Here is a 12227-nt window from a genome sequence, read left to right as displayed (position 1 = left end):
CGGAGCATGCGGGGGCGCTCCGCAAAATTCGCGTGAATGTCCGTCTTTGCAGGTCAGGGGTGGCGCAATCGGGTGAACGGGGCCGTCCGTGAACGCCCTTCGCGTGCTCTTCACGTGGCGTTGGAGGCGCTTTCACGCGTTGCCGGAGACGGCTTCACAGGTGACTCCACATGCGTGCGAGACGTGTGCGAGACGTGTGAGGACGGTCTCCAGCGCGGGTTGCGGCAGGGCGTAGTTCAGGCGCAGCGAGCCGTAGCCTCGGGGGCCGAACTCGGTGCCGTCGGAGGCCTCCAGACCGCAGCGGTCGAGGAGGGCCTGGCGGGCGGTGGCGGGCGCGAGGCCGAGGGCGGCGGCGTCGAGCCAGAGCAGGTAGGAGGCCTGCGGCGCGGAGCGGACGGCGGGGCCGAGGCGGGCGGTCAGGCGGGTGCGGGCGGCGGCGAGATGGGCGAGCAGGGCGTCCAGCCAGGGAGCGCCCTCGCCCAGCGCGGCGCGCTGGACGGCCTGTTCGACGAGGCCGCCCTCCCAGAAACCGAAACCGGCCATGGTGTCGAGGAACCGGGCACGCAGGGCGGGGTCGGGGACGAGTGCGAAACTGCTCGGCAGGCCGGAGGCGTTGAAGGTCTTGCCGACGGAGTTGAGGGTGACGGTGCGGGGGCGGAGCCGCTCGTCCACGGTGGTGACGGCGACGGGGTGCGTGTGGCCGGGGTGGGTGAGGTCGCCGTGCACCTCGTCGGAGACCAGCAGTGCGCCCGCCTCGGCCGCCTCCTCGGCGAGGGCGCGGATCGCGGCGGCGGGCCACACGCGGCCGGACGGGTTGTGCGGGCTGCTGAGCAGCACGACGGCGGTGGGGCGGGGGAGCGCGCCGGAGGGGAGGCGGTAGCCGTCGTCGGGGTGGAGGGTGAGTGGCACCTCCCGGTGCGGCAGGCCGGCCGCACGGCAGACCTGGGCGAAGCCGCCCCACTCCGGCGCCGGGAAGACGACCGGCGCCTCCGGGCGCACCGCCTCCAGCAGCAGCCGGACCGCCGTGCGCGGCCCGAACGGCAGGAGCAGGACCCAGTCCGGGTCGATCGCGGCACCGTGCCGCGACCGGTACCAGTGCGCCACCAGCTCCCGCCCGGCCGGGTCGCACATCGTGTACCCGTACGCCCGGTGCCGCGCCCGCCTGGCCAGCGCCTCGGCGACGGCCGGCGGCCCCGGGAGGTCCATGTCCGCGAGCCCCATGGCGATGATCCCCGGCCCGGCGGCTCTCGCCCACTTGCTGCTCCCGGTATCGGTCCGGTCGAAGGGCCGTGCGAAGTCGGAGGCGGAGGAGGGGGTGGACGAGGAGGCGGAGGTGGAGGAGGGGGTGGACGAGGAGGCGGAGGTGGAGGCGGTAGGTGTCACGCTCGGAGACGTACCCGGCGGCGGGTGACGACTAACAGATGACAGATTTCAGCGAACAGATTTTGAAATCTGTTCGCTGAAATCTGTCATCTGTCATTGGCTGCCTGTGTGCTCCAAGTACCCCGCCAGCCCCCGCCGTCCTCGCCGCATCATCACCGCGTGGTTCGCCCGGAAGACGGGGTGCAGGGGGAGGGCGAGCCGTCGCAGGAGGAGCTTGCCGGGGCGCGTGTCCTCCTCGAAGAGGACACGGCTGCCACTTCCGTCCGGCGTGACGGTGAAGCGGGACCACCCGACCAGATCGCCCCGCATGGCCGCCTCCAGCACGCCTGCCGCCGGGTCGCGGTGTCGGGACTCCAGCTTGATCACCAGCCGGTACGGGAGCAGTGCGCGCACGACGACCTCGCCCGACTCCTCGTCGGTCTGGTGCACTTCGCGAACCTCCGGCCACCACAGCGGGTAGCTCCGCACGTCTTCCAGCGCCGCGTACACCTCCGGGGCCGGCGCGGCGAGCCGCCACACGCCTCGGAATCGGTAGTGGTTGGGGTCCACGCCCCCACCCTAGCTCGGCCCGATCGGCATCGAGTGCTGAACGCCCGTGAGCCGTAGCGGAGTTGGTGACGGTGGTGCGGTTGGGCGAGGCCGGGCGGCACGCGCCCGCCCCCGACCGGCCGCGCACGCGGCGCGCACGGCCTGGAAGTCGACACTCCGCTTGCACCCGTTCGGGGTGCGGGGCAGGATCTTGTGTGCTTGTAGTCTCATCTGTCACAGCAGTGGCCTGCGGGCACTGCCTCCCGCGATCGGAGTGAAGGAGTCACAGGCATGCGGCGAGCGAGCTGGGTACCGGAGGGCACGGACCTGGACAAACCGAACGCCGCGCGGGTCTACGACTACTACCTCGGGGGATCGCACAATTTCGAGGCGGACCGGGAGATGGCCCGCAAGGCGATCGCCCTGTGGCCGGAGCTGCCCCAGATCATGCGTTCCAACCGGGCCTTCCTGCGCCGCGCCGTGACCTTCCTCGCCGAGCGGGGCATCACCCGCTTCCTGGACATCGGGTCCGGCATCCCGACCTTCGGCGCCGTGCACGAGATCGCCCGCACGATCCACCCCGGGGCGCAGGTCGTGTATGTGGACCGCGACCCGGTCGCCGCCGCGCACAGCCGCCTGATGCTCCAGGACGACCCGCTGAGCGAGGTCGTCCAGGCCGACCTGCGCGACGTCGACGACCTGCTCGCCCGCCCCGAGGTGGCCGGGCTGCTCGCGGCCCGCGAGCCGGTCGGCGTCCTGCTGGTGGCCGTCGCCCACTTCGTCAGCGACGACGAGGACCCGTGGAAGCTGATCGCGACGGTCCGCGACGCGCTCCCCGCCGGCAGCGCGCTGGCCCTCTCCCACGCCTCCTCGGAGGGCCGCCCCGACCAGGCCGAGGACCACCAGAAGCTGTACCGGATGACGCCGACGCCCCTGACCATGCGGACCCGCGAGCAGGTCACCGCGATGCTCGCGGGCTTCGAGCTCGTCGAGCCCGGCGTCGTCTACCTGCCGCAGTGGCGGCCGGACCAGCCGGAGTCGGTCGGTGAGCACCCCGAGCGGATGAGCGGGGTGGCCGGCGTGGGGTTCCGCCCTTGAACGCACGGAGCGGCCGGATCGCCCCGGGTCGGATCGCCGCGAGCCGTCCGAGCCGTCCGAGCCGTCCGAGCCGTCCGGGACCGACGGGCCTGGCCGCGCACCGGGCGGCGGTCGCATGAGCACCGCCCCGGTGTCCGGCAGCGCGGAGCGGTTCCACGAGGACTGGGCCCGCCTGCTCTCCGGTGACCACGGCACCGCCGTCCACCCCGGCCTGCTCGGTCGCCTCGTGGCCCGCACCGCCGCGCTGCTCCACCGCGCCCAGCTGAACGAGCCGTTCCAGCCGCACCTCGCCGAGCGGGCCGGCGCCGAGCTGGTGGAGGCGCACTTCACCGACCCGGTCGTCCTCGCCCGGGCGGTCGAGCTCCTGCAGGCCCAGCCGGTCGGCGACGACCGCGGTCCCGCCCTCACCGGCGCCTTCGCGGCCGGCTGGGCCGCCGCCCTGCGCGAGCGCACCCTGCGTGAGCAGGAGTCGATCCGGGCCGCCGCGGACCTCGCCCGCAAGGAGGCCGAACGGGCGCTGCGCGCCTCCGAGGCCCGCTTCCGCGCCCTGTTCGAGAGCGCCGCGATCGGCATCGGCATCGGCGACACCGACGGCAACATCCTGGCCGTCAACAAGGCCCTCCAGGACCTGTTCGGCGCCCGGCCGGAGGACATGATCGGCCGCCGCGTCGGTGACCTCGTCCACCCCGAGGACACCCCGGGCGTGTGGGAGGCGTACGAGGAGCTGATCAGCGGCAAGCGGGAGTACTTCCAGTTCGACAAGCCGTACTACCGGCAGGACGGCGAGATCATCTGGACCCACCTCACCGTCTCGCTGATCCGCGACGACGACGGCGTCCCGCAGTACCAGGTGGCGATGCTGGAGGACGTCACCGACCGCTACCGGCTCCAGGAGCGGCTGCGCCACCAGGCCACCCACGACCCGCTCACCGGGCTGCCCAACCGGGCGGCCTTCTTCGAGCGGCTGGAGAAGCTGTTCGAGGAGCCGGAGCCGGGCGCCCGGTTCGGCCTGTGCTACGTCGACCTCGACGGCTTCAAGGTCGTCAACGACAGCCTCGGCCACGACACCGGCGACCAGTTGCTCTCCGCCGTCGGCGCCCGCCTGAAGGCCGCGCTCTCCCCGCTCGGCCATCTGGTCGCCCGGCTCGGCGGCGACGAGTTCGTCGTGCTGCTGGAGAAGTGCCGGGGCGAGCAGGAGGCGGTCGCCGCCGCGAAGACCGTCCTCAAGGCGCTCGCCGGGCCCGTGCTCATCGGCGACCACAAGCTCGCCGTCGGCGCCAGCGTCGGCGTGCTGGAGCGGCGCGTGTCGACGACGACCCCGGGCGCCGCCGTCCGGGCCGCCGACCTGACGCTGTACCGGGCCAAGGAGGCCGGCCGCGGCCGCTGGACGCTGTTCGACCCCAAGGAGAACGCCCGCGCGGTCAGCCGCTACGCGGTCTCGGTGCGGATGCCCGCCGCCCTCGACCGCGGCGAGTTCTTCATCGACTACCAGCCCCTCCACGCGCTCGCCGACGGCCGCCTCGCCGCCGTCGAGGCGTTGGTGCGCTGGCGCCACCCCCAGCTCGGCGTCCTCGGCCCGGACGAGTTCGTCACCACCGCCGAGGAGACCGGCCTGATCATGCCGCTCGGCCGCTGGGTGCTGGAGCAGGCCTGCGGCCAGGCCGCCGAATGGATCAAACGGTTCGGCGATGCCGCGCCGCAGCTCAACGTCAACCTGGCGGTCCGCCAGGCGCGCAGCGCCGCGCTCGTCACCGACCTCGGCCGGATCCTCGACGACACCGGCCTGGACCCGGCCCGGCTCCAGCTGGAGATCACCGAGTCGACGGTGGTCGGGCCGGAGGACGAGGCGCTGCGTACCCTGCACGGGCTGGTCGATCTCGGGGTGTCGCTGGCCGTCGACGACTTCGGCACCGGCTGGTCCAACCTCGCCTACCTGCGCGACCTGCCCGTGTCCGGCCTCAAGATCGCCGGGTCCTTCGTGGGGGACCTGCACGATCCGGGCAAGGACGAGTCCACCGGGTGGCGCATCGTCAGCGGTCTGGTGTCGATGGCGCACGCCCTCGGGCTGAACGTCACCGCCGAGGGCGTGGAGACCCGCAGGGACGCCGAGAGGCTGCGGACGATGGGCTGCGACTGGGCGCAGGGCTGGCACTTCGGGCGGCCGGTGCGCCCGTCCGAGATCGCCCGCCGGATCGCCGAGGAACCGCATGGACGGCCGGTCGGGGAGCGGTGACGGCGGGGCGTTGACGACGGTGCGTCGACAGCGGTGTGTTGACGGCGGGGCGTCGGCGACAGTGCGTTGACAGTGGTGTGTTGACGTTCGGGTGCGCTTGACGACGGAAGCACGTGTGTCCGTGGACCGGTCGGCCGTCCTCGCGCGTGTCCCGGTTCGGCAGCGGTGGCGCAACCGTTTCGTCGCGGTTCGTCGCGTTCCGAGAAACGGGCCAACCGCACTGCCCCTATGCGGGATGATGGCGCGTCACGATCACCATCCCGGCGCCGGCGCACCCGGGCGCACCTGCGGGCACGGACCGGAAACCGGCCCCGCGACCGGCCCGGGGGAGCGGGGAGGAGAGCGCCGCGATGGACGACGAGGGGCCCGGACGCGAGGCGGAGCGGCGCGGGCCCGAGCCCAGGACGAGGGTGGACCGGCGCTCGGTGTGGGGCCGCCGCCCCGCCCCCGGCGCCGTCCCGGACCGGCCCTCCCGCCTCGGGGCCGTCCCGCACATGCGGGTGGACCCGGAGGCCGCGACCCGGCGGAGCCCTTCGGAGCGGGCCCGGTTCGACCCGGAGGCCCCGACGAGGCGCAAGAAGGACGCGCCGACCCGGGTGGACCCGGAGGCCCGCACCCGCGTCGCCCCCGAGGCCCGCACCCGAGTCAACCCGCGCAGGCCGGGCGGCACGCCCAGCACGCCCGGCACGTCCGGCACGCCCGCCGACGGCGTAGGGCCCTCGGCCGACAGCCGTCCCGCCGCCGACCGCAGCTTCCGGGGCGAGTACGTCGGCGGCTTCCCCGCCGCCCTGCGCGAGCGCTTCGAGCCGCTGGGCGTCGCCGGCTCCGGCACCGAGGGCACCGTCTGGTACGTCCGCCGCACCGACGGGCGCGGCGAGGCCGCCGTCAAGGTGGCCGCCGTGGGCCAGTCCATGGACGCCGAACTGCTCGACCACCTGTCCAACGACGCCTACCGCCGCCACGTCCCGCGCATCGTCGACTCCGGCCGCGTCACCCACCAGGGCGTGCCGCGCGACTGGGTGGCGATGGAGTACCTGCCCGTCACCCTCGCCGACCACTTCGCCGCCCTGCGCCGCGAGGGCCGGCACACCGACCCGCGCGCGACCGAGATCGTCATCTACGAGCTCGTCTCGCTGCTCGACTTCTGGCAGCAGCGGATCCGGCGCAACCCGGTCGACTTCAAGCCCGCCAACGTCCTCGTGCGCCCCGGCCGCCCGCCCGGGGAGTTCGTGATCGCCGACTTCGGCGGCATCGCCCGGCTCACCGCCAGCCGCCGCTTCACGCCCGAGATGACGATCACCGTCGCCTACATGGCCCCCGAGCAGCTGGCCGGCACCAACCACCCGGCCGGGCCGTGGTGGGCGCTCGGCAACATCCTGTACGAGCTGTTCACCGGCCGCCCCCGCTTCCTGGACCCGCACGGCCGGCTGCTCAGCGACGAGGTGCTGCAGTACGACCTGGTCATGAGCGAGGAGGTCGACCTCTCCGCCGTCGCCGACCCGCGCCGACTGCTGCTCCTCCAGGGCCTGTTCACCAAGAACCCGGCCGAGCGCTGGACCGCCCCGCAGGTCCGCAGCTGGCTGGCCGGCGGCAGCCCCGAGGTCGCCCGGCACCGCGCCCGCGCGGCGGGCGGCCGCACCCACCGGCCGGTCACCTTCTTCGGCACCCCGCACCACGACCCGGCCGGGCTCGCCGTCGCCCTGCTCGCACGCTCCGCCGACGCGGCGCGCTGGCTGACGGCCGGGGGAGCGGAGCGGCTGCGCGACTGGCTGCGCGACGAGGTCAAGGACACCGTCTTCGACCTGCACTACCTCACCGACGTCACGCGGGCCCGCAGCGACCGGCGCGATGCGGTGGCCGCCCTCGCCGTGCTCGCCTTCGGCGCCGCGTTCGCGCCCTCCGCCACCCCGCGCTACCTCGACCGCCCGATCGACACCGCCGGACTCGAACGGATCGCCACCGATCCGGACGGTGCCGCGTTCGTCGACGCGCTCGTCGCGGCCGGCGTCCCCGCCGTCGCCGCCCGCTACGACTGCTTCCACCCCGAGTGCTCCGGCGACCACTGCTCCCGGCTGCTCGCGCTCGCCCAACTGCCCGACGTCCTGGCCGCGGTGAACGACATCGCACGCTCCCTCGGCGGCGGACGGCGTGGCGGCGACGGGCTCGGCACGGACGAGCGCGAGGAGGCGCACCGGCTCGCGGTGCGGCTGACCGTCCGTCCGGAGGAACGCGACCGCCTGATCGGGCGGCTCTCGCCGCTGCCGACCGCGCTGCACCGGCTGCCGCTGCCGGGGCAGCTGTCGGACGGGGCGGTGGTGCTGGCGGCGGTGGTCGCGGACGGGGTGCTGGGTGCGCGCTCGGCCGTCGGCGGGAAAGGCGCGGACCGGACCGTCCTCCGCCGTTGGTCCGCCCTGCGGCGGCGCGCGGTGGCCGCCGACCCGGCGGAGCTCGCCGGGCGGGCGGCGCTGGTCGCGGCGGAGGCCCTGCGGACGCGGGCCGGGCGCCGGACGGACGCACCCGCGCAGGCGCGACAGCCAGGCCGCGGCCCCGGGCGCCGGCAGCCCGCGCTCGACCCGAAGGCGGTGCTGCGCGCCTGGTGGCCGCACTTGCGCACCGCCTGGCCGCGCCGGGCGGGGGCGGCTGTGCTGCTGCTCGTCGCGTTCGGCCTGCTGCTGTGGGCGGGGGCGGTGTTCCGGTACCCGATCGACGCCGGGCAGCAGCTCAAGATCTGGCCTAACGGCGCCTTCGGCGGGCCGCTGCGCCGGGTCGGTGACCATGCCGCCCACCAGGTGGTCGGGCAACTCGGAGCGGCGCTGACCGCCGCCGTCGTCCTGGCCGTCTTCCCGGCCCGGGTGGGCTTCGGCACGGCGGCCCTCACCGGCGCCGGGGCCTTCACGATCGGCTACCTGCGGCTCGGGGCCCCGATGACCGTCCTCAGACCGCCACAGCCCGTCGCCGACCGGGTGGTGACGTTCGAGGGCGGGATGGGCAGCTGGGCGGGGGTGGTCGCGGTGGTGGCGCTCGTCGGGTCGTTGGTCCTGATCGAACGGGCCTCGGGCAGGCTCCTGCGGCCCGCCCACGATGCCCGGCGCCGTGCGGGCGAGGCGTGGCGACGGGCGGCGGGGCGGCCCGTGCCGCCGCCGGCGAACGTGAAGCTCCGGCGGCAGTGGCCGTCGGGGAGGGCCGGCGTCCGGGACCGGGCACTGTTCGCGCTCGGGAGCACGTTCGTCCTGGTCACGCTGCTGTGGGCGGCGGTGGAGGTGCGGCTGGCGGCCGTGGCCACCGGGCACCACGCGGCGCCGGCCTCCTGGGGCACCGGACAGGTCGGGGCGTCGTACCAGGCGGGCTTCGCGATCCTGCTCGCCGTCCTGTCGGGTACCGCCGCGCTGGCCGCGCCCCGGACGGCCCGGGCGCTCTTCGCCGTTTGGATCGCCGGCACCCTCCTCCTCGGTGCCTGGCCCAACCCCCTCGGTCCCTTCGAGGCGCTGCGCATCCCCGTCCTCCAGCCGATGTTCGGGAACGTCGCCTCCTGGTGGGGCCACAGCGCCTTCTGGGCGGCCGTCCTCATCGCCCTGCCGCTGGCGGCGCTGGGCGTGCTCGTGACGGTGCGGAGGAGCGGGCGGCGGTGAGGGTTGACGACTGACAAGGTAACAGCTAACAGATGACAGATTTCGAAATCTGTCATCTGTTAGCTGCCATCTTCGCCTGTCATCTGTTCGCGCGCCGCTGTCCCGCCTCTGTCCTGGAGCCCCGCGCGGTCAGATCAGCCGACGAGCTGGGACAGCTCGATCGAGTGCCCGGTCCGCTCGACCTTGGCGCGCAGGTAGCGGACGTTGCTCGCCGAGAGGTGGACGCCGGTCGGTGTCCGCCGCTCGACGGTGATCCCGAGGCCGGCCAGCTGGGCCGCCTTGTCCGGGTTGTTGCTCAGCAGCTCGATGCCGGTGGCGCCGAGGGCGGTCAGCATCTGGGCCGCGGCGGTGTAGTTGCGGCCGTCCTCGGGGAGGCCGAGGGCCGTGTTGGCGTCGTACGTGTCGAGGCCCGAGTCCTGCAGGGCGTAGGCGTCGAGCTTGTTGTAGAGCCCGATGCCGCGTCCCTCCTGGCGTAGGTAGAGCAGGTAGCCGCCGGCCTCGCTGATCCGCTCGACCGACTCGCGCAGCTGCGGGCCGCAGTCGCAGCGGTCCGAGCCGAACACGTCGCCGGTCAGGCACTCCGAGTGCAGCCGCACCAGCGGCGTTCCGCCCTCCGGCACCTCCCCGAATGCGAGCGCCAGGTGCTCGGCCCCGTCGGCCAGTCCGTGGAAGGTGAAGACCTCCGCGTCGGCGCGGTAGCCGTCCGGGAAGGTCAGTGGGATGCGCACGCGTGAGCGCACCGTGGCGGAGCCGGGCTGCGGCATGGGCGGGCCTCCGTTGGCGAGTGGTCGAGGGGTGACGTCCCCGTCGGGGTGAACCGGCTCTGACCGTACTCGTTCGTTCCAATTTGAACAACTGGGTACTGTCCGTGCCCGTGGGCGACTACGGAGGCGGACAACACCACGTCCGCTCCGGCTGTTCCCGCCCTCGGTGACTACGTTCCGTGATTTTCGCGCCGATCCGGAAACGCCACGGCCGCGGCCCGGACGCCCCGCCGGCGCGTGCCCCGCCTCGCGTACGGACGGCGGTACAGCCGGGCTCAACGCGGACACCAGGAGGCTGAGGGATCGTAACCACCGCGGGGCGAGGGGGGTTTCGGTAGGCGGATGGGCCGGGAGCCGCGCCGTGGACACTGCGAGACTTCCCGTGTTTCCTGGGCACGGGAGCGCCTCGCGCACGACCACTGCCGACCACGGAAGGTCCTGAACCGGATGCCCGCCAACCCTCACACCGCTTCCTCCCCGCAGGCCCACGAGGCCGAGAAACCGCGCCATCGAGACGCTCTATGCGGACGTCGTCCGCCGCAACCGGGGCGAGACCGAGTTCCACCAGGCCGTCCATGAGGTCCTGGAGACCCTCGGACCGGTCCTCGCCCGCCGCCCCGAGCTCGTCGACGCCCGGATCATCGAGCGCATCTGCGAGCCCGAGCGCCAGCTCATGTTCCGCGTGCCGTGGACGGACGACGCCGGCGCGATCCACGTCAACCGCGGCTGCCGCGTGGAGTTCAGCAGTGCCCTCGGCCCGTACAAGGGCGGGCTGCGCTTCCACCCGTCCGTCGACCTCGGCATCGTCAAGTTCGGAGCCGCCCTTGCCGCCGCCGATCCCGCGGTGAGGGCCTGGAGGGGTGCCGGGTCGCGGTCTCCGGCTCGGGCAACGTCGCCGTGCACGCGACCGAGAAGGCGCAGCAGCTCGGCGCGACCGTCCTCACCGTTCCGACTCCTCCGGCTACGTGGTCGACGAGAAGGGCATCGATCTCGAACTCCTCAAGGAGGTCAAGGAGGTTCGGCGAAGCCGGATCGCCGAGTACGCCGAACTGCGAGGCAGCCACGTCCGGTTCGTCGAGTCGGCGGCCCACGGCGCGCGCGTGTGGAGCGTGCCGTGCGATGTCGCGCTGCCCTGCGCCACGCAGAACGAGCTGGCGGAGGCGGACGCGATCGCGCTGACGCGCGGCGGGGTGAAGGCGGTCGCCGAGGGTGCCAACATGCCCACCACCCCGGAGGCGGTGCGGGTGTTCCAGGAGGCGGGCGTGGCCTTCGGCCCGGGCAAGGCCGCGAACGCGGGCGGCGTGGCGACCAGCGCACTGGAGATGCAGCAGAACGCCTCGCGCGACTCGTGGACCTTCGCCCGCACCGAGGAGCGGCTGGCCGGCATCATGCGGCACATCCACGAGTCCTGTGCCACCACGGCCGAACGCTACGGGCAGCCGGGCAACTACGTGGTGGGCGCGAACATCGCGGGCTTCGAGCTGGTCGCGGACGCGATGCTGGAACAGGGCCTGGTCCGAGCCCCCGTACCCCCGCTCGCCGTCACCCGGCCACCGGTACCCGACCGGAGCGGGCACCGATTGTCGGGTGCGGCAGGGTGGGTCCTTCCTACGGTGGTGATCAGCAAGGAAGGGCGGGGCTGGAGTGCTGGAGCACCTGAACCAGGCGATGGAGAGCATCGACCGGAACCTGGACCGCGAGATAGACGTGGCCGAACTGGCGCGGATCGCGATGACGTCGGAGTACCACTTCCGGCGGCTGTTCTCGATGCTCGCCGGGATGCCGCTGTCGGAGTACGTCCGGCGTCGGCGGCTGACCGTCGCCGGGGCCGAAGTGCTCGGCGGCGAGCAGACGTTGCTCGACATCGCGGTCCGGTACGGCTACGCCTCGGGGGAGGCGTTCGCCCGGGCGTTCCGGGCGATGCACGGGGTCGGGCCGGGGGAGGCCCGGCGTGACGGAACGGTGCTCAAGTGCCAGCCCCGGATGTCCTTCCGACTCGTCGTGGAAGGAGCAAGCAGCATGGATTACCGGATCGTGCAGAAGCCGGACTTCCGGATCGTCGGCAGGAAGGCCCGGGTGCCGCTGATATACCTGGGCGTCAACCCGCACATTGCCGAGTTCATCAAGGGGCTCGGCGCGCAGACCGTCGAGCGGATCACGGCCCTGACGGGCAAGGACCCGGTCGGCATCGTCTCGGTGTGCGACGACTTCTCGCCCAACCGGGAGGAGGGGTCCGAACTCGACTACTGGCACGCGGTGGTGGCGCGCGAGGACGCCGTCGTCCCGGACGACCTGGACGTCCTCCACGTCCCGACCGGGATGTGGGCGGTGTTCACCAACAAGGGGTCGTTCCCGCACGCGCTGCAGGAGATGTGGGGGGACGTGGCCAGCCAGTGGTTCCCGTCCAACCCGTACGAGGCCCGGCCGGGCCCGGAGATCCTGCAGACCCGCTTCGTGCCGGGGACGGGCGACGCCGAGGTGGAGCTGTGGATCCCAGTGGCGAGGGCTGTGCGGAGCTGACGACTGACAGGTGACAGATAACAGATTTCGAAATCTGTTATCTGTCACCTGTCTTCTGTTCGCCCACCCCGT

8 protein-coding genes and 1 pseudogene are annotated in these 12227 nt (G+C 73.4%); 6 read left to right on the top strand and 3 right to left on the bottom strand.

The features are described from left to right. Positions 1-132: 132 nt before the first annotated feature. On the bottom strand, positions 133-1221 hold the full coding sequence (locus ACWCXH_RS09085; protein WP_449800702.1) for an aminotransferase class I/II-fold pyridoxal phosphate-dependent enzyme: 1089 nt from the start codon (positions 1219-1221) through the stop codon (positions 133-135). Between ACWCXH_RS09085 and ACWCXH_RS09080 the strand changes: the two genes are divergently transcribed. After that, the gene (locus tag ACWCXH_RS09080) at positions 1205-1411 is read left to right on the top strand and encodes a hypothetical protein (RefSeq protein WP_449800701.1); all 207 of its coding nucleotides are present in this window, start codon (positions 1205-1207) and stop codon (positions 1409-1411) included. The genes ACWCXH_RS09085 and ACWCXH_RS09080 overlap by 17 nt on opposite strands. A gap of 65 nt (positions 1412-1476) precedes the next feature. Here ACWCXH_RS09080 and ACWCXH_RS09075 read toward each other — a convergent pair whose 3' ends face one another. Further along, positions 1477-1932: an SRPBCC family protein gene (locus ACWCXH_RS09075; RefSeq protein ID WP_449800700.1), complete on the bottom strand. Its 456-nt coding sequence runs from the start codon at positions 1930-1932 to the stop codon at positions 1477-1479. A 270-nt stretch (positions 1933-2202) separates the two neighbouring features. Here ACWCXH_RS09075 and ACWCXH_RS09070 point away from each other — a divergent pair, with 270 nt between their 5' ends. The 3 genes from ACWCXH_RS09070 to ACWCXH_RS09060 all read left to right on the top strand — a co-directional run bounded on the left by ACWCXH_RS09070 (position 2203) and on the right by ACWCXH_RS09060 (position 8871). Then, on the top strand, positions 2203-3009 hold the full coding sequence (locus tag ACWCXH_RS09070; RefSeq protein WP_449800699.1) for an SAM-dependent methyltransferase: 807 nt from the start codon (positions 2203-2205) through the stop codon (positions 3007-3009). 115 nt (positions 3010-3124) lie between these two features. Next, positions 3125-5242 carry a putative bifunctional diguanylate cyclase/phosphodiesterase gene (locus ACWCXH_RS09065; protein WP_449800698.1) on the top strand — a complete coding sequence of 706 codons (2118 nt, stop codon included), beginning with the start codon at positions 3125-3127 and terminating at the stop codon, positions 5240-5242. 350 nt (positions 5243-5592) lie between these two features. Further along, a complete protein-coding gene (locus tag ACWCXH_RS09060; RefSeq protein ID WP_449800697.1) occupies positions 5593-8871 on the top strand; it encodes a protein kinase domain-containing protein in 3279 nt (1092 codons plus the stop codon). Positions 8872-9005: 134 nt separating this feature from the next. Here ACWCXH_RS09060 and ACWCXH_RS09055 read toward each other — a convergent pair whose 3' ends face one another. After that, positions 9006-9635 (bottom strand): GTP cyclohydrolase II, encoded by a 630-nt coding sequence (locus tag ACWCXH_RS09055; protein WP_449800696.1) that lies wholly within the window; start codon positions 9633-9635, stop codon positions 9006-9008. Positions 9636-10143: 508 nt separating this feature from the next. Here ACWCXH_RS09055 and ACWCXH_RS09050 point away from each other — a divergent pair. Next, positions 10144-11152 (top strand): annotated as a pseudogene (locus ACWCXH_RS09050) (Glu/Leu/Phe/Val dehydrogenase dimerization domain-containing protein); the annotation flags it as partial. Between the two features lie 127 nt (positions 11153-11279). Next, positions 11280-12155 (top strand): AraC family transcriptional regulator, encoded by an 876-nt coding sequence (locus tag ACWCXH_RS09045; protein ID WP_449800695.1) that lies wholly within the window; start codon positions 11280-11282, stop codon positions 12153-12155. The last annotated feature ends 72 nt before the right edge of the window (positions 12156-12227 follow it).

The sequence above is a fragment of the Kitasatospora sp. NPDC001660 genome (assembly GCF_053596725.1).
The sequence above is the reverse complement of the archived record's forward strand: the minus strand, read 5'-3'. Positions and strand labels throughout refer to the sequence as shown.

What these genes read in the sequence shown, in the direction of transcription:
- ACWCXH_RS09080 (WP_449800701.1), top strand. Translation starts at nt 1,205, where the DNA reads ATGTCCGCGAGCCCCATGGCGATGATCCCCGGCCCGGCGGCTCTCGCC.
- ACWCXH_RS09085 (WP_449800702.1), bottom strand. Translation starts at nt 1,221, where the DNA reads ATGGGGCTCGCGGACATGGACCTCCCGGGGCCGCCGGCCGTCGCCGAG.
- ACWCXH_RS09070 (WP_449800699.1), top strand. Translation starts at nt 2,203, where the DNA reads ATGCGGCGAGCGAGCTGGGTACCGGAGGGCACGGACCTGGACAAACCG.
- ACWCXH_RS09065 (WP_449800698.1), top strand. Translation starts at nt 3,125, where the DNA reads ATGAGCACCGCCCCGGTGTCCGGCAGCGCGGAGCGGTTCCACGAGGAC.
- ACWCXH_RS09060 (WP_449800697.1), top strand. Translation starts at nt 5,593, where the DNA reads ATGGACGACGAGGGGCCCGGACGCGAGGCGGAGCGGCGCGGGCCCGAG.
- ACWCXH_RS09055 (WP_449800696.1), bottom strand. Translation starts at nt 9,635, where the DNA reads ATGCCGCAGCCCGGCTCCGCCACGGTGCGCTCACGCGTGCGCATCCCA.